The 17,268-nt window shown below is 65.6% G+C and carries 13 protein-coding genes; 2 read left to right on the top strand and 11 right to left on the bottom strand.

Annotated elements, in window-relative coordinates:
* Window position 1: 1 nt before the first annotated feature.
* The 11 genes from FKM97_RS12525 to FKM97_RS12475 all read right to left on the bottom strand — a co-directional run bounded on the left by FKM97_RS12525 (window position 2) and on the right by FKM97_RS12475 (window position 14,544).
* Entirely contained in the window at window positions 2-460 is a 459-nt protein-coding gene (locus FKM97_RS12525) for a MarR family winged helix-turn-helix transcriptional regulator (protein WP_144292755.1), read from the bottom strand.
* The gene (locus tag FKM97_RS12520; RefSeq protein ID WP_144292754.1) at window positions 457-1,965 is read right to left on the bottom strand and encodes a 6-hydroxynicotinate reductase; all 1,509 of its coding nucleotides are present in this window, start codon (window positions 1,963-1,965) and stop codon (window positions 457-459) included. Before FKM97_RS12520 ends, FKM97_RS12525 begins: the two co-directional genes overlap by 4 nt.
* Window positions 1,962-4,727 (bottom strand): molybdopterin-dependent oxidoreductase, encoded by a 2,766-nt coding sequence (locus FKM97_RS12515; protein WP_144292753.1) that lies wholly within the window; start codon window positions 4,725-4,727, stop codon window positions 1,962-1,964. Before FKM97_RS12515 ends, FKM97_RS12520 begins: the two co-directional genes overlap by 4 nt.
* Complete coding sequence (locus FKM97_RS12510; protein WP_144292752.1) at window positions 4,724-5,587, bottom strand: FAD binding domain-containing protein; 864 nt, start codon at window positions 5,585-5,587, stop codon at window positions 4,724-4,726. The genes FKM97_RS12515 and FKM97_RS12510 overlap by 4 nt, the downstream gene beginning before the upstream one ends.
* A gap of 3 nt (window positions 5,588-5,590) precedes the next feature.
* Window positions 5,591-7,345, bottom strand: coding sequence for a hydantoinase B/oxoprolinase family protein (locus FKM97_RS12505; protein ID WP_144292751.1), 1,755 nt, complete (start codon window positions 7,343-7,345; stop codon window positions 5,591-5,593).
* Entirely contained in the window at window positions 7,342-9,417 is a 2,076-nt protein-coding gene (locus FKM97_RS12500) for a hydantoinase/oxoprolinase family protein (protein ID WP_144292750.1), read from the bottom strand. The genes FKM97_RS12505 and FKM97_RS12500 overlap by 4 nt, the downstream gene beginning before the upstream one ends.
* A gap of 92 nt (window positions 9,418-9,509) precedes the next feature.
* On the bottom strand, window positions 9,510-10,406 hold the full coding sequence (locus tag FKM97_RS12495) for a nucleoside hydrolase (protein ID WP_144292749.1): 897 nt from the start codon (window positions 10,404-10,406) through the stop codon (window positions 9,510-9,512).
* Window positions 10,406-11,335 (bottom strand): SMP-30/gluconolactonase/LRE family protein, encoded by a 930-nt coding sequence (locus tag FKM97_RS12490; protein WP_144292748.1) that lies wholly within the window; start codon window positions 11,333-11,335, stop codon window positions 10,406-10,408. The genes FKM97_RS12495 and FKM97_RS12490 overlap by 1 nt, the downstream gene beginning before the upstream one ends.
* A complete protein-coding gene (locus FKM97_RS12485) occupies window positions 11,335-12,252 on the bottom strand; it encodes a dihydrodipicolinate synthase family protein (RefSeq protein WP_144292747.1) in 918 nt (305 codons plus the stop codon). Before FKM97_RS12485 ends, FKM97_RS12490 begins: the two co-directional genes overlap by 1 nt.
* Window positions 12,249-13,367, bottom strand: a complete 1,119-nt coding sequence (locus FKM97_RS12480; RefSeq protein ID WP_170240889.1) for a LacI family DNA-binding transcriptional regulator — start codon at window positions 13,365-13,367, stop codon at window positions 12,249-12,251. Before FKM97_RS12480 ends, FKM97_RS12485 begins: the two co-directional genes overlap by 4 nt.
* A 19-nt stretch (window positions 13,368-13,386) precedes the next feature.
* Window positions 13,387-14,544, bottom strand: a complete 1,158-nt coding sequence (locus tag FKM97_RS12475) for a mandelate racemase/muconate lactonizing enzyme family protein (protein ID WP_144292745.1) — start codon at window positions 14,542-14,544, stop codon at window positions 13,387-13,389.
* A 373-nt stretch (window positions 14,545-14,917) separates the two neighbouring features.
* On the opposite strand from FKM97_RS12475, the gene FKM97_RS12470 reads away from it, so the two are divergent.
* Both FKM97_RS12470 and FKM97_RS12465 read left to right on the top strand, forming a co-directional pair.
* Entirely contained in the window at window positions 14,918-16,006 is a 1,089-nt protein-coding gene (locus FKM97_RS12470) for an ABC transporter substrate-binding protein (protein WP_246105059.1), read from the top strand.
* 199 nt (window positions 16,007-16,205) lie between these two features.
* On the top strand, window positions 16,206-17,237 hold the full coding sequence (locus tag FKM97_RS12465) for an ADP-ribosylglycohydrolase family protein (RefSeq protein WP_170240888.1): 1,032 nt from the start codon (window positions 16,206-16,208) through the stop codon (window positions 17,235-17,237).
* Window positions 17,238-17,268 lie beyond the last annotated feature (31 nt).

Below are 17,268 nucleotides of genomic sequence, written 5' to 3'. Positions count from 1 at the left end.
CCTATTCCAGCTTGCGCAGGAGGGTCAGCAACATCTGCGACTCTGTAGCGGTCAAGGGCTCGAGCGTCCTCAGCGAGACGTCTGCGCCCACCGCCTTCATGGCCAGTATCGCCTGGTGCCCCTCCGGCGTGAGCTCCAGAATCAGAAGCCGGCCGTCGCTGGCATCGGCGGAGGCGACCACGAAGCCCCGCTTGACGAGGCGGCTCACCACCCCGGCAATGGTCGCGGGATCCATGGCCGTCAGGCGGCCCAGCTCGTTTTGCGACACGCTGCCGACGTCATGAAGCTTGGCGAGGGCAGCAAGCTGCGTCGGCGTCACCCCGAACTCGGCCATCACCTCGTTGAAGATGCCGGTCGCCCGCTGGTGCACGCGGCGGATGACGAAGCCCACCTGATCCTCCAGCCGGTAGGCATCGGCCGGTGAAAGCTCCGGCTTGCGCGCCTGTGCCGGGCGGTTCATGAGGCGGAGCGCCCGAACGGCCAGGGATTGCGCTCCGGCCAGGGGTCGATCCGCGTCTCGGGCGGAAGTGCCGCCAGGAGATCACTGGCTGAGACGATGTCGCCTCCGTGTCCGCCCAGTGCCAGATAGAGGCTCCGCGGCAAGGTGAATTCGATCGGCGCCACGAGGGCCGGGGTCGGAACATAGCCGAAGGAGCCCTTCGGCATGCGGGTCACGTCGACCATGACCGTGATGCCGCCGCCCGGCCAGACATAGACCGGGGCACCGCCCATGGAGACCTTCGTCTCGCCCTTGGCGACCGAACGGGTGAGGCGCACGGGATCCTCCGTGACGCCGGCACGGAGGGAACCTCCCGCCCCCGCCATGAACAGGACCGTGGACAGCGAAGGCTCACAGTTCTCGCCGATGCGGTCGACCACCTTGCGCACCGGCTCCGGAATTTCGGCGGGCACCGGCACGAGATTTTCGTCGAGCACACAATAGAGCGCGTCCTCACCGGTGGTCGAGGTCAGGAGCAAGCGCAGGCCAGGCCAGGCATATTTGGGGTCGATCTTCTGGATGACCGACAGGGGGTCGGTGATGTCGGTACCGCCCCAGCCGAGACCTGGATTGGCGACCTGAAAATACCGTCCCGGGGTCGATCTCCGCCCGCGCACGCCGATGCCCGCATGGGGCATTTCCAGCACCCGACCGGCCTGGTGCTCCGTCAACACGCCGGTAATGTGGTCATCGAGCACGATCACCTCGTCCACATGGCCGAACCATTGCTGGGCGAAGATGCCCACGGTCGCCGAGCCGCAGCCGACGCGCATCCGCTGCTCGGGCTTGCCGTCCACCACAGGCGGGCGGCCGGCTTCGACGACCACCTCATGGCCGCCATCGATGGTCATGGTCACAGGGGCACCGGCGCAGAGCTGGAGCATGGTCTCGCAGGTGACGCGGCCCTCCTTCTTCGAGCCACCCGTCAAATGGCGGACACCGCCGATGGACAGCATCTGGGAGCCGTATTCGGCCGTGGTGACATGGCCCACCTGTTCGCCGTCGACGCGGATCGCCGCCGTCTCGGGACCGAGATGGCGGTCGGTATCGATCTTCACCTTGACGCCGCAATAGCTGAAGATCCCTTCGGTAACGACGGTCACGGTGTCCACCCCCTCATGTTCGGATGAGACGATGAAGGGGGCGGGCTTATAGTCGGGATAGGTGGTGCCGGCGCCGATGCCGGTGACGAAGGTGCGCGAGGGATCCAGCGGATGCCCATCCCAGGTGCCGCCGGCAAAGGCGACAAGCTTGCCCTCGCCTTCCAAAGTGCGTTCCATCAGGACCACCGGATCGACCCGGATGAGATGGCCGCCTTCATTGGCATAGCGGGCGCAGGCGCCCTGGCGGCCGGGACGGATTCGACAGAGGATCGGGCATGCGTCACAGCGAACGATGCCGTCGCCTTCGGAGGCCCCGAACTTCCGCGACCGCGCCTCGATCGAGAGTTGATCGGCGATGCTCATGATGTCACCTCGCCTTGCTGCAATGCTTCCCAGAGCCGATGCGGCAGCACCGGCACGCGCGTCATCCGAACGCCCGTGGCATGGCGGATCGCACCCAGAATCGCCGGGGCCGTCGCCACCAGGGCCGGCTCGCCGACCCCCTTGGCGCCATAGGGGCCCTCGGGATCGGCATCCTCCACCAGGATGGTCTTGATGGCCGGCATGTCGCCCACCGTCGGGATCAGGTAATCATGCAGGTTCTCGGTGCGGCCGGGGATATATTCCTCCATCAAGGCAAGGCCCAGTCCTTGCGCGATGCCGCCATGGATCTGACCTTCGACCAAGGTCGGATTGATGGCGCGGCCGACATCATGAGCGGCGACGATGCGCAGCACCTTCACCGTCGCGAGGGCGGTGTCGACCTCGACCTCCGCCATCTGGGCCGCAAAGCCATAGGTCGCATAGGGCACTCCCTGGCCGTCCGCGTCCAGCGGGCTGGTCGGCGGGTCATAAGCGCCGAAGCCCTCCAGGACGATGCCTGAGGCATCCGCGACGAGGCTCGCGAGATCGATGCGGCGTGAGGCTTCCCCGTCGAGGACCGAGAGTTCCCTCCCCTGCAGCGTGAGGCGCGCCTCAGGACCGGCATTGGCCAGCCCCAAGATCTTGCGCCTTAGATCCTCGGCGGCCAGGCGGGTCGCGTTGCCGGACACGAAAGTCTGGCGCGAGGCCGAGGTCTTGCCCGCGTCCAGGGTGCGGTCGGTATCACCGATCACCATCTCGAAGCATTCCGGACGCAGGCCTAATGCCTCCGAGGCAATCTGGAGCAGGATCGTCGTCGAGCCCTGGCCGATATCGACGGCCCCGTTATAGAAGATCAGCCGCCCCTCGCGTGAAAGCGTGATGCGCATGGATGACGGGTTCGACACCGAGGTGTTGCCGCAGCCATACCACATGCAGGCGATGCCGACACCGCGCTTGCGGCGCGTGGCGGTCTCGTTGAACGCTGCGGTCTGCACCAGCGCTGCATCCCAGTCAGGCTTCAGGGCATCGAGGCATTCAGGCAGGCCGGCGGAATGATCGAGACGCTGGCCCGACGGCGTGACGTCGCCATGGCCGATCGCATTGATCCGGCGGATGTGCCAGCGATCAATGTCGAGCGCGCCCGCCAGATCATCCATCAGCGTCTCGTTGGCGATCGCCGCCTGGGGCACGCCGAAGCCCCGGAAGGCGCCCGCAGGCGTGTCATTGGTGTAGACCGCGCGGGTCCGGTTCCAGACATTCGGCACGACATAGGGACCGGTGCCGTGGACCGGCACGCGGTTGGCGACCGTCGACCCCCAGGAGGCATAGGCGCCGGTGTTGAAGTCGCCGTCGAGCTCGTATGCCGTCAACCGGCCCTGGGCATCGGCGGAAGCCTTGGCCCAGATCTGCGACGGATGCCGCTTTGTGGTCGAGGCCATGGATTCAGTGCGGCTGTAGACGATGCGGACCGGCCGGCCGGTGACGCGGGCCGCCACCGCCAGCAGCGGCTGCACCGAGACGTCGAGCTTGCCGCCAAAGCCTCCGCCGCAGGCCGTCGGAATGATCCGGACCTTGGAATGATCGACGCCGAGGACGCGGGCCGTCTCGTCCAGATCCATGTAAGGGGCCTGGGTACAGGCGGTCACCTCCACCCGATCGCCCGTCGCCACGGCAAATCCCGCCTCCGGCTCAATATAGGCGTGCTCGACGAAGCCCGTGGCAAAGCGACCTTCGACCGTTGCTGCGGCCTGGCCATGGCCGTGCGCAACATCACCTGTGCGCAGGTGGCCACGCGCCAGCACATTATCGGGAAAGCGCTCATGCAGGACCGGAGCGCCCGGGCTGAGTGCCGCCGCCACGCCGCTGGTCGGCGGCAGAGGCAGCCATTCGATGGGTATGTCGCGATCCGAGATCGCCTCGATCACCCGCCGTTCGCCGACCAACGCCGCCACGGCCTCGCCGCGGAAGCGGACATGGGTCTCGGCGAAGACGGGCTGGTCCTTGAGATTGGGAAAGATGCCGAAGGCGTTCTCGCCCGGCACGTTCGCCGCCGTCAGGATCACCTCCAGACCGGGGGTCGCCGCCACGACGGCATCGAGGTCGCCGAAGCGGAAGCCGGCCCGGGCATGGGGAGAGCGGATGACGCGCATCCACAAGGCGCCGTCGGGAGCCGCATCGGCGCCGAAGAGATCCGCACCCGTGACCTTGGCATGTCCATCCCGGCGCACCAGACGTGACCCCACGCCGCCGTCATTCGGCAAGGAGCGATTGCAGGTTCCGCTCGCAACCTCTTCGACTGCCTCGATTATTTTCACATAACCCGTACAGCGGCACAGAACGCCACCGAGGGCATCCTCGATCCGCTCACGACTCGCCTTGGGCTCGTGCGACAGGCAGTCGGCTGCCGCCATCAGCATTCCCGGGGTGCAGATCCCGCATTGGGCGGCGCCGTGGCTGAGAAACGCCTGACGCAGCGTTTCCGTCAGGCCGCCCGGGCCTTCGCCCTCCACCGTGTGGATCTCGGCGCCTTCGAGCTGGGCTATGGGAATGAGGCAGGCACAGGCCTGCTCGCCATTCACGATCACCGTACAGGCCCCGCAATCGCCGGCGTCACAGCCGATCTTCGTGCCGGTCAGCCCAAGTCCATCACGCAAAGTCGAGGCGAGCGTGGTGAAGGGCCGTGCGCTCACCTCCCGGCGCTGGCCATTGACGGAGAAGCTGACAACCCTCTCGTCGGTTTTCGCCAGGGTCTCGTGTCTCATGCCGCCCTCGCCTCGGTGGGGGCCAGAGAGCCCAGCAGATCGCGCAGCACTATTAGCGCCGCATGGCTGCGGAAGGCGCCACTGGCACGGATGTCGTCGATGGGCGACAGGACCTGCAGGTGGGAGGCTGCAGCGATCTCCGCCGCCTCCGACACATGACAGCCGCGAAGAGCGGCTTCCAGATCCGGCAGGCGTTTTGCCATGGCAGAACAGGCGCCGATGGCAATGCGCGCGTTCGAAATCACACCGTGGCCGTCCGGCGCGATCACCGCTGACGCCATGACGATGGAAATCACCAGATACCGCCGGGCCCCGAGCTTCAGAAAGCGCGCCCTTGCGGCAGGCTCGGGCTTCGGAACCAGGATGGCAGTCACGAGCTCGTCGGCGGCGCATGCCGTCTGGCGGTAACCCGTCACGAAATCGGCGACCGGCACCCGCCTCGTGCCGCGGCGGGAGACCAGCTCGATCTCGGCGTCCAATGCCAGGAGGCAAGGAATGCCGTCGCCCGCCGGCGATGCGGTGCAGAGATTGCCGGCCAGGGTGCCGCGGTTCTGGATCTGGGCGCCCCCCACCTCGCGAGCGGCCGACTGGATCCCGGCAAAGGCTGGCGGCAGTGAATGCCGGCGGAGCTGCGTCCAGGTGGTCAAGGCGCCGAGACGGACATGGTCGCCAGAGTCGTCGATGCCGCGCAGTTCGTCCACGGCCGTGATGTCGAGGATTCCCTCCTCACGCATGTCACCCCAGCCATTGCGGCCTGCCTTGGCAGGATAAACATCGGTGCCGCCGGCGAGCACCGTGACGTCCCTATCGGCCCTGATCGCCAAGGCTTCCTCCAGGGAGCTCGGTCGCGCATAGAACATGGACTACCCCGCTTGCCTCAAGCCGCCACGAAGGCGATCGGTGGACAGCGCGTCGACCTCGCCGTCCGGGCCCATCACCACCGAAAACAAGGATTGCAGTTCCTCAGCCGTGTAGTAGCCACGGCGAAAGTCGCGCTCGATCAAGCCGAATTCGCGTCGCAAGGGATCGCCATAGCCGCCACCGCCGGGGGTCTTGACCTCCACCCGGTCGCCCGCCTGCAAGGGGATGCCCTGATCCTTGGAGAGATGCTCGGGGATGAAGACGGTGCCCTCGCGATGCACATGCACCTCGTTGCGTCCGCCCTCCTCCCCGCCCAAGACACCGGGGGGACCGAAGCGGCCATGGTCCATGACGAAGGAGGCCGTCGCCTCCCCCCGCAGGAGCTCAACCTCATAATGGACGCCGAAGCCGCCGCGGTGCTCTCCTGCCCCGCCGGACCCTTCCCGCAAGGCGAAGCGCCGGAAGAGCACCGGGTAATATTGCTCCATCACCTCCACCGGCGGCATCTTGGAGATGCCGATGGTGGAGCAGCCATTGGTCAGGCCGTCCTGGTCCGCATTGCCGCCATAGCCGCCGCCCGACAATTGGTACATGACATAGCCGCGGCCGCGCTCGGGATCATAGCCGCCCAGCGCGAAATTGCCCGACGTGCCCGCAGGTGCTGCCGTCACCTTGGTCGGAATGGCCTGGACCAGCGCCAGGAACACCGCTTCGGCGATGCGCTGGGAGACTTCCGCCGCACAGCCGGAGACCGGACGGGGGTAGCGGGCATCCAGGAACGTCCCCTCGGGGCGCTCGATCACCAAGGGCTCGAAGGCGCCGGCATTCAGCGGAATGTCGGGAAAGACATGGCGCATGGCCAGATAGACGGAAGAATAAGTGGTGGAGACGACGGAGTTCATCGGGCCGCGGCAGGGCGGCGAGGATCCGGCGAAATCAAAATGGAGTTGGCCATCAGCCTTGGTCATACGCAGCGCGATGCGCAGCGGCTCGTTCACCACACCGTCGGAATCAACGAAGGCTTCCGAATGATAGACCCCGTCGGCAATGCTCTCCAGATAGGTGCGCATCAGCTGGGCCGCCCGTGCTCGGATCTCGGCAATGGCGGCCGTCACGGTGGCAAGACCATAGCGGTCGAAGAGCTCTGTCAACCGCGTCTCGCCCACCGCCAGAGCCGACGCCTGAGCGCGGATATCGCCGATCCGCTGATCGGCGATGCGGATGTTGGAGCAAATGATCTGATAGATCTCCCGATCCATCTCGCCGCGCTTGAACAGCTTCACCGGCGGCAGCCGCAAGCCCTCCTGCTCAACCTCCGTCGCCTTGGCGGAGAAGCCGCCCGGAACCATGCCGCCGACATCCGGCCAATGACCGGTGTTCTGGAGCCAACAGAACAGTTCGCCCTTGTAATAGAACGGCTTGGCGAAGCGCACATCCATCAGATGGGTGCCGCCGAGATAGGGATCGTTGACGATGTAGAGATCACCCGGCTCCGGCGCTGCCGTCACGCCGTCGGCAATCCTGCGGCTGAGCTCGCGAGCGGAGTACTGCATCGTGCCGACGAAGACGGGCAGGCCCAGTTCCCCCTGGGAGATCAGATCGCCGGTCTCGAGGGCATAGATGCCGGAGGAGCGGTCGTCCGCTTCGGCGATCACGGGGGAGAAGGCCGACCGGCTGAAGGCAATGTCCATCTCGTTGCAAACCTGCTGGAGGCCTGCCTGGATCACCGCCAGGGTCAGAGGATCGACGCCGCTCATGCCCATGCTCCCACCTTGATGCGCAGATTGCCGATTGCATCGACCGTGGCGACGGAGCCCGGCTCGACGACCGTGGTCGCGTCAAATTGCTGAATGACGGCGGGGCCCTCGATCACCTCGCTCGGCTGGAGCTGGTCGCGGTCAAGGATGCGCGCCTCATGCCAGCGGCCGCTCGCGTAGAGGGGCCGCGTGATCGCTGCGGTCGACCGGCTCCTGATATCGATGAGCGACTTCACGGGGAAGCTTCGGCGACGGCCGATCACCGATGTCACGAGGTTTACGACCACCGCCCTGACTTCGGGCAACCGCACCTGGAAGCGGGCGAAATAGGCCTCCTCGAAGGCACTCTGCAGGGCCTCGCGGCTGATGTCGGGTGAGGGTATGGCGACACGGATCAGATGGGTCTGACCGCGGAACTGCATGTCCGCGCCATGGATGACGATGGTCTCGACGATCTCGTCCTGCTCGGCCCCGTTCACTGCCTCGCCCTCACGGCGCTGCTGGCCGAGAAGCTCTGCCACGAGCGTCATGTCGATCGCATCGAGGCCGATATTGACGGTGTTGACGAAATCCTGGCGCAGATCGGCGGCAAGACATCCCAAGGCGTTGGTCAGTCCTGGCCGCGCCGGCACCAGGACCTCGGGGAGGCCGAGCTCGCGGGCGATCGCGACCGCGTGCAGGGGCCCCGCCCCGCCAAAGGCAAACAGCACGAAATCGCGGGGGTCGAAGCCTCTGGAGAGAGAGACCACGCGGATCGCACCCGCCATGTGGGTGTTCGCGAGATGGATGATGGCGGCGGCCGCATCCTCCGGCGAAAGCCCCAGGGGTCGTGCGATCTCGCGGTCGATGGCCTCACGCAGCGGATCCAGCCCGGTCGATGCATCGACGGCGGTGAGCGCTGCAGGATCGAGGCGGCCGAGCAGAAGATTGGCGTCGGTGATGGTCGGTCGGGTGCCGCCGCGGCCATAGCCGATGGGGCCCGGCGAGGAGCCGGCCGATTCAGGGCCAACCTGCAACATGCCGGCGGCATTGATCGCAGCGATCGAGCCGCCTCCCGCGCCGACGGTGCGGACATCGACGAGCGGCACGTGAATCGGCAGGCCGTAGTCGATCGCAAGTTCGGAGGAGACCTCGGGGATGCCGCCATGGATCAGTGCCACATCCGTGGAGGTGCCGCCCATGTCATAGGTGATGGCATTGGCCAGGCCCGACTGCTGCAAGGTGGCCGCCGCCGCCATGACGCCGGAGGCCGGTCCCGACATGATCGTCTTCACAGCCTCACGGCCCACATGGCGGGCCGTGACGGTCCCGCCATTGCCATTCATGACCAGGAGATCACGGGTGAAGCCCCCCGCCGCCAGATCGTCCGCCAGGCGCCGGATATAGCGGTCGAGAATGGGCTGGACCGCCGCGTTCACGGAGGCGGTGGTGCCACGCTCATATTCGCGAAACTCGGACAGAAGCTCGTGGCCCAGCGTCACATAGGCATTGTGCCAGAGCGCGCGCACGATCTCGCCGGCGCGCAGCTCATGGGCCGGGTTCGCATAGGAATGGAGAAAATGCACGACGATGCTCTCGCAGCCGAGCGCCAACAGCCGTTCGGCGGCGGCCGCGACCTGACCTTCGTCGAGCGGATCGACCACCGTGCCGTCGACGCGCATCCGCTCCGTCACCTCGAAGCGACGTTCGCGCGGCACCAGGGCCTCAAAGGCACCCACCATGCCATAGGCGTTCGGCCGGGTGCGTCGACCCAGTTCGAGCACGTCGCGGAAGCCGCGGGTGGTGATGAGGCCGACGGCGGCGATCTTGCGTTCGAGGATCGCATTGGTGGTCGCGGTCGTGCCATGGATGATGAGGTCGAGCTGGGCCGGCGTCGCACCGGCTGCCTCGATCGCGCGCAGAACGCCTACGGCCTGGTTCGGCAAGGTGGTCGGCACCTTGGCCAGGCGGACGAAACTGCCGCCGGACCCCGTCTCATAAAGCACCAGATCCGTATAAGTGCCGCCGACATCAATCCCGGCGACGCGTCGGACGCGCCGAGACTCACTCTCCAGAGGCGCGGCCGCCGTCAAGACGCAATTCCTCCGCCGAACACACAGGTCATATGTGCACCTATGTTAGTATACATACGATCTCCCCACAATCATCCCAGCCGTGACCCGCATCATGACGGCGCCCGCGAAAGACGGTCCATGAGCAGGGAAAAAAAGCCGTCAACGTCGATGTCCATGGCCGCTTTGACATTCGGGGCACCTCCCTCGAGGCGCCGCGTGCGGCCCAGCTCGACGGGATCGGTGATATCGATCTCGACGCGGCACAGCTCGGTCCGGAACAGGCTGGGATCCAACAGATGGGCAATCACGCAGGCATCGTTCATGAAGGCCGTCGGCTCCGCCCAGAGGCCGGCCACGACATGGGCAGCCGGCGTGTCCTTGGCTTTCAGTGCTGCGCACCATTCGGGCGTCGGCATGGTTTTCCGGGTCACGTCCAGGCCGACCATGGTCACGGACGCTCCGCAGTCGAAGACGATGCGCGCCGCATGGGGATCGCTGTAGATGTTGAAGCTGGCGTAAGGCGTGATGTTGCCGGTGGTGAAAGAGCCCCCCATGACGACGATCTCCGCCAAACGCTCCACAATATCGGGCGCCATGACGATGGCGACGCCGAGATTGGTGAGAGGCCCGATGCAGCAGAACGTCACCTTTTCCGGGGAGGCGCGCACGGCTTCAATGATCGCCGGCACCGCATGAAGCGGATTGAGCGGCATCGCCGGCGGTGGCAGCCCCGCGCCCGCAAGCCCGTCCTCGCCGTGGATATGCGGCACCATCTCAAGACGCTGCAGCAGGGGGCCGGGACAGCCCGCATGCAGCGCAAGGTCCGGCCGGCCGGCTGCATCGCAGAGCCGGCGCAGATTGGCCGTCGTCAAAGCAAGATCGACATTGCCGGCTGCCGCACTCATCATCAGCACGTCGAAATCTTCCGGCGAAGACAGCGCCAGGAGGATGGCCACCGCGTCGTCCTTGCCGGGATCGGTGTCGATGATCAGCGGGCGAGGCGGCATCACACTGCCGCCTCGGCATGAGAGAACATCGGACGGCCGGGAACGGGGACGTCCGCCACCAGGACCTGCCCGCTGTCGGCTTCCGTCATGAACAGCTTTCGCCGATCCGCCCCCCCAAACGCGACATTGGTCACGGCCCTGCCCGCACAGGATCTCACCCGTGCCACCGGCTCGCCGAAGGGGTCGAACAGCCAAACGCAGCCCAGACCGATATGGGCGACCGCCAAGCCGCCCTGCTCATCGACCGCAAGACCGTCGGGACCCGTCCCGCCGGAGAGACGGATGAAGGCGCCGACCTTGTAGGGGTCGCCAGAGGGCAAGAGCGGCACACGCCACACCGCGTTGTCTCGGGTCACCGCCAGGTAGAGCATGGTTTCATCCGGTGCAAAGACCAGACCATTGGGACTCGGGATGCCGGCCAGGACCCGCTCCACATTTCCCGCCGCCGTGATGCGGAACAGTCGACCCGAGGGATCGTGCAGCCCGGTATGACCCTGGTCGGTGAAATAGAGATCCCCATTGGCAGCGAAGGTGATGTCGTTCACCCCTTTGAAGCGCTCGACGCCAATCCGTTCCACGACCGGCGTCACCGCACCGGTCGCCGGATCAAGCTGCATGATCCCGTGCCGGAAGTCGGCAAGGAAGATGCGCCCGTCACGATGGATCTTCAGCCCATTGGGCTCGCCGTCATACTCGGCGACGAGGTCGACCGAGCCCTCTGGTGAAATCCGAAACACCCGCCCCCAAGGCACGTCGACGACATAGAGATTTCCCGCGCGATCGAAAGCCGGGCCTTCCAGAAAGCACTCCGTGACCAGCGCAGCGCCGCGCTGAGCCGCCACCCAGGCGGAGGCTCGCCCCCTGACGCGATAGCGATCGGGGATGCGCGCATAAACCGTCGTCGCGATGTCGGGGGGCGCTGCAAACATCAGCCGCTCAAGCCCGGCATGGTGAAGCCGAGTGCGTCAAGCTCCGTTTTGAGCGTGCGGCGTTGTTCACCCGTGAGCGCCACCAATGGCGGCCGCACGGTGCCCCACTCGGCGTCACCCGAATATTCTCCGACGATCGCCTTCAAGGCCGGGATCATGGGATAGGCCTGGACCGTCATGCGCGTCTTGGTCAGCGCCTCCTGACGGGCATCGGCGTCAGCGGCCTGCCAGTTGCGATGCAGATCAACGATGGCGGCCGGATTGACATTCGCCGTGGCACTGATGCAGCCGACGGCGCCCCCGCGCATCCCGGCCAAGAGGAAGGCCTCGCTGCCGGGAAAGACGTCGAAGCCCGGGAAGGCCTCGAGCATGGCTTGGGTGTTCGACCAGTCGCCGGAGCTGTCCTTGATGCCGACCACCGTGTCTGGATAGGACTTCAGCAAGCGCTCGATGAGGCCGAGGGAGATGCCGACCTGGGCGACCGGAGGAATGTGATAGAGATAGACCTTGAGCTTCGGATCACCGACCCGCTCAACCACCTCGGAGAAATAGGCGAAGAGCCCATCATCACTGACCCCCTTGTAGTAGAAAGGCGGCAGCATGAGGACGCCGGCGCAGCCCAGCTTCGCCGCATGGGCCGACAGCTTGACCGTGTCGGTCAGGGCACAGCAGCCGGTGCCCGGCATCATCCGTGCCGGATCGAGGCCGGCGGAGACGATGGCCTCCAACAGCCCCATGCGCTCCTCGACGGACTGGGAATTCGCCTCACTGTTGGTTCCAAAGACCGCCAGTCCGCAGCCTTGCGACAGCAGCCACCGACAATGGGCGACGAAACGACCAAGATCAGGGGAAAGGTCGCTCTTGAAAGGGGTGACGACGGGGGACAGGACGCCCTGGATGCGGGATGAATTGCTCATGATGCTGCTGCACTTGCCTTCGCGTATGGAGTGGCGGGACCGGGAAGGACAGCATCGACCGCACGGGGCGGGGCGCTGCTCGCCCGGATAATCAGGCTTACGGTTACTTCGGTTACGGCGGCGGCAGGCTCACCGTCAATATGGGCGAGGAGATAATCGGCGGCCCGCAAGCCGATTTCCTCTGCCGGAACGTGGACGGTGGTCAAGGCAGGCACGATCTGGCCGGCAAATTCCAGATCATCGAAGCCGGCGATCGAAACGTCGCCCGGAACATCGATGCCCTGGCGCCCGCACTCGATCAGCGCACCAAACGCCAGCTGGTCGTTGCCGCAGATGATGGCCGTGGGGCGCGGCGTGCCCGCCATCAAGGCGCGCAAGGCGAGCTGGCCCTCGGCGATCTTGTAGGGCCGCTCGATCAGCAATTCGCGCGGCAAAGCGAGCCCACGCTGCTCCAGCGCGCGATGAATCCCCTCGAGCCGTCCCGCGGCACGGTCATTGTTGCGGGTGAGGCCGGCGACGACGCCGATCTGGCGATGACCGAGGTCGAGGAGATGGCTGGTGAGCCGGCGGGCAGCCTCGGCATTGTCGAAACCGACGCAGGGGGTGCCATCGGCGGTCATGGTCCAGGTCACCACATAGGGCACGCGGCGCTGCCGCAGAAATTCCACGACTTCGGCGTCGCGCTGGGCGCCGACCAGGATGATGCCATCCACGCCATGGGCCAGGAAGGCCTGGATGTGGTCCATCTCGCGGGCCGGGTTGTAGCCGGTGCTGGCCACGAGAAAATTATAGCCCGCCCCGACCAGCCGCGTCTGCGCCGCCTCGACGCTGATGGCGAAATTCATGTTCTCCAGGGTCGGGACGATCGCGCCAATGACTCGGGTCTTCTGGGATGCCAGGGCCCGCGCCGCACCATTGGGAACATAACCGAGACTTGCCACCGCATCCTCGACCTTGCGCCTGATCGCGGGGCTCACGGTTGTCGGTCGATTGAGGGCCCGGGAGACGGTCGCGCCCGAGACGCCCGCAGCCATGGCGACATCCTCGACGCGCACCCGATCCGAGGTGCGGCGCTGGGCACGCTTGCGGTCGCGCAGCGGGGGACCGGGGTTCATGCGAGCCGAGGCACCAGGATCATGCGCCCGCCTTGAAGCTGTTGCCGAGACCGACGCGCTGCCAAGGATCCATGGCAAAGGAGGAGACGACCTCCTCATCGAAGTCGAAGCCCATTCCCGGGGTCTGCGGCAGAACGAGCTCGCCATTCTGGATCTCGAGCTGCGTGTCGACCAGGCGCCGGAAGTTTAACACCTCGCTGTCGGGGAAGAACTCCACCATTTCGCCATTAGGCACGGAGGCGACCAGATGGATGTGCAGGTCATGGAACCAGTGCGGACACATGTTGACGCCGAAGGAGGCCGCCGTCGCCGCGATGCGCCGCCATTCGCTGATGCCGCCACAGACCGCTGCATCCGTCTGCAGGATCGCGGCCCCGCCCGATTCGAGCAGATGCTTGAAGCGCCAGCGGCCGACCTCGATCTCACCGGTCGCCACATTGATGGAGGTGGCGGCCGCGAGACGGGCGTGATTGTCGATATCGTCCGGGCTGAAGGGCTCCTCGACCCAATAGGGATCATAGGGCTCGTAACGGCGCACGAAGCGCAAGGCCGTCGGCAGGTCGTTCCAGGCATTGTTGGCATCGAGGGTGAGCAGCACATCGGGGCCGATCGCCTCGCGGGCGGCGCGGATGCGGTCTTCCTCGAGCTGCTCACCATGGCCGCCGACCTTCATCTTCACAGCCTTGAAGCCCATGGCCACGTAGCGCGCCATCTCTTCGCCCAGCATGGCCGGGGTCTTGCCTTCGAGGTAATAGCCGCCGCTCGCATAGGCCGGCACCGTCTCCGTCCGATGGGCGCCCAGAAACTTGTAGAGCGGCAGGTTCGCAGCCCGCGCATTGCGGTCCCACATGGCGATGTCGAGAATGGACAGGGCCCGCATCACGGCACCCGCACGACCCTGCAGCAGACCCTCGCGATACATCACCTCCCAATGGCGCTCCACAGCATGGGCATCCTGGCCCACCAAGAGCGGTGCGAAGAGGTCCAGGACCGCCTTGGTGACAAGCCCTCCGGCATTGTTGCCGCCATAGCAGAAGCCGATGCCCTCGACCCCGTCATCGCCCCGCACGCGCACCAGGGCGTAATCGCGCGCCAGAACGCGCCGAGTCGAGAAGGCGGTGGGCACATTCAAGGGCACGCGCACCGTGCAAGCGTTTACACTCTCAATTTTCGTCACGTGTGAAGCCTTTGCCGATATCCAGGTGTTCTGCCGATCCCGCGCCACTGCCCTTGTGAGACAGGCAATTCTGAGTCTCACATTCCGTCGCGACGGCGTTTCTGTCAAGCCAGCGAAGAAAGCGCTTCTCCAGAGGAGATTCAGGGTCCCCCACAGCGATAAGGGCCATTAAATCCTTCTAATACAGTGACTTGAAACATTCAGAGCGGCATTCGCCGCGGAGCGCGCAAACGGATTGACGGGCGATCAGGGTCGCCATAATGTAAGCGCTGACAAAGGGCGCGCGGGCCGGTGATCATCAGATTCGAATAATGGATTGACTGCGGCGCGCGCGCATCGAACCTTAGCAGGCTGAGAACAAGGAGCAGGGTCGATGGTGAGGTGGAGGGACTGTCAATCACGTCTAGCAGGCATGGCCCTAGGGCTCGCCGTGCTGGGCCTTACGGGGCTCAGCGGCAGCGTCGCGGTGCAGGCGGATGAAATCCATGTGCTGAACTGGAAGGGCTGGGGGACGGACGAGGCTTTCGCATTGGAGGCCTTCGAGAAGCAGACGGGCACCAAAGTCGTGCACGACTACATCACCTCCTACCCGGAAGTGTTTTCAAAGCTGCAGACAAATCCAGGCTATTACGACGTGGTGGTGCTGAATGCGGCCTTCGTCGGCAAAGCGGTGGAAGAGGGGCTGATCGAGCCGATCGACACCAGCAAACTCTCGAACTTTGCCGACCTCTATCCGGACATGCGCGATGCACCGGCCCTGAATATCGACGGCAAAGTCTATGGCGTCGCCTGGATCTGGGGCGGCACGTCGGTGACCTATGACACCACCGTCTTCACGACGCCGCCAACGTCGCTGGAAGTGCTCTGGGATCCGAAGCATGCCGGACGCGTCTGCTGGCGTGACGATCCTGAGGATTCCGTGCGCTTCACCGCGCTGGCCCTGGGACAGAACCCGGACAAGCCCTCGGACATGGATGCGATCCGCGAAAAGCTGCGGGCGCTGAAGGCCCAAATCAAGTCGTTCTGGAAGTCGGAAGACGAGTGGCGCAAACTCGTGGCCGCCAAGGAATGCGATCTGTCCATCTTCTGGACGAGCAGCGCCGAGAAGGCCGTGATCGAAGACAAGCTGCCCGTCAGCTACATCGTGGCCAAGGAGGGTGCGATCGGCTTCCGCGACGGCCTGGTAGTGCCCAAGGATGCACCCAACGAGAAAGGTGCGTACGCCTTCATCAACTATCTGATCAGCCCGGAATTCTATGCCGGCTGGGTGAAGGCCGGCGGTGCGCCTGTCTCTGCCAATGCGAAAGCGCTCGAGGGGTTGCCGGCGAGTTCGCTGACGCGCCAGGTGCTGTCGACACCGGAGAATTTGAAGCGGATCAACTTCAAAGGTCCGATCTCGGACGAACAGCGGCAGGACTATCTCGACCTGTGGCAGGAAACGAAAGCCTATTTCGCTCAATAGGCGCGCCAGCTGATCTGCAGCTTCGGGGCGGTCCGCCCCGAGGATGCAGCAGCCGCAAGGGAATGCATTCCCGCCTTCGCTCTTCATGGGCCGGTCAAGCCCAAGCATGACGAAGGCGCCACACGGGATGGCCGGCATCGGCGCGCAAACAGCCGAGCCCGCCGCTCCAGCCTATTGAAGAATGGAAGTCCCGGACGCCATGGCCGCCGATATCCTAGATGCCCCCTCCCCCCTCCTGAAGCTTCCCGCGCTCGAGCGGCATGCGCTCGCCTGCCTCGGCTTCGGCGTCATCGGGGACGCCATGGGCACGGCCACTGAGTTTCTCGAGCTTGACGCGGTCGAGGCGCGCGACGAGTGGGTTTCGAGTTTCACCGGCGATGGAACTGACGACACGCTCATGCGGGACCTGCTCGCCACCGCGGTCATTTCCACCGGTGGCTATGCGACGGCGGATGACTGGGCGCGCGAATGGAAACGTCAGGCCAGCGTCATCTTCGGGGAGAAGGCGGACAAGTTCTTCTCCTCGATCCTGCATGCGACCGACAAGCTGCGCCGTGACTACCCGCCACGGCTGATCGCGGTCGGCACCATGCCGAGCTCGACCTCGGCCATGTCGATCGCGCCCGTGGGCATCGTGAATTCAGGCCATCCGCGCGCCGCGGCCGCCCAGGCGATGGAACTCGCCAGCCTCATCCATGTGACCGATGTCGCCTTTTGCCAGGACGGGGCCGCCGCCGTCGCCTCTGCCATTGCGGCAGCCCTCAGCCCCGGGGCCACGATCGACAGTGCCATCGCTGCCGCCCTCGACCAGATCCGGCCCTGGAGCGGCGCCGAGATGCGCACGCTGATCACGGATGCCCTGGCGCTGGCGCAGGATTCGAAAGACTTCAAGGCCTTTCGAGCGGGGTATCATCAGCGTTTCCGCAGGCCCATCATGTGCGACAGCCGCGAGACCATCCCGGCGACGCTGGCGCTTGCCTGGCTGGCGAAGGGCGATCCCTGGCAGGCGGTGATGCTGGCAGCCAATTTCGGTCGCGACGCCGATACGATCGGCTGCATGGTCGGTGGGATCTGCGGCGCGGTGTGGGGCCTCGACGAAGCTTCGGAGATGAAGCTGCGACTGCTTTCGGTGCCCTGCCTGGAGCATCAGGAGAGGCTGGCGCGGGCGCTGGTCGAGGCGCGCCGCGCAAAGGCTGATGCCGAGCGGCGGGCGCTGTCCAACAGCCTTTAGGAGAACCAGACGGTTGCAGGATCGCAAGCAT

This window comes from Rhodoligotrophos appendicifer (assembly GCF_007474605.1).
Lineage (GTDB): Bacteria > Pseudomonadota > Alphaproteobacteria > Rhizobiales > Im1 > Rhodoligotrophos > Rhodoligotrophos appendicifer.
The sequence above is the reverse complement of the archived record's forward strand: the minus strand, read 5'-3'. Positions and strand labels throughout refer to the sequence as shown.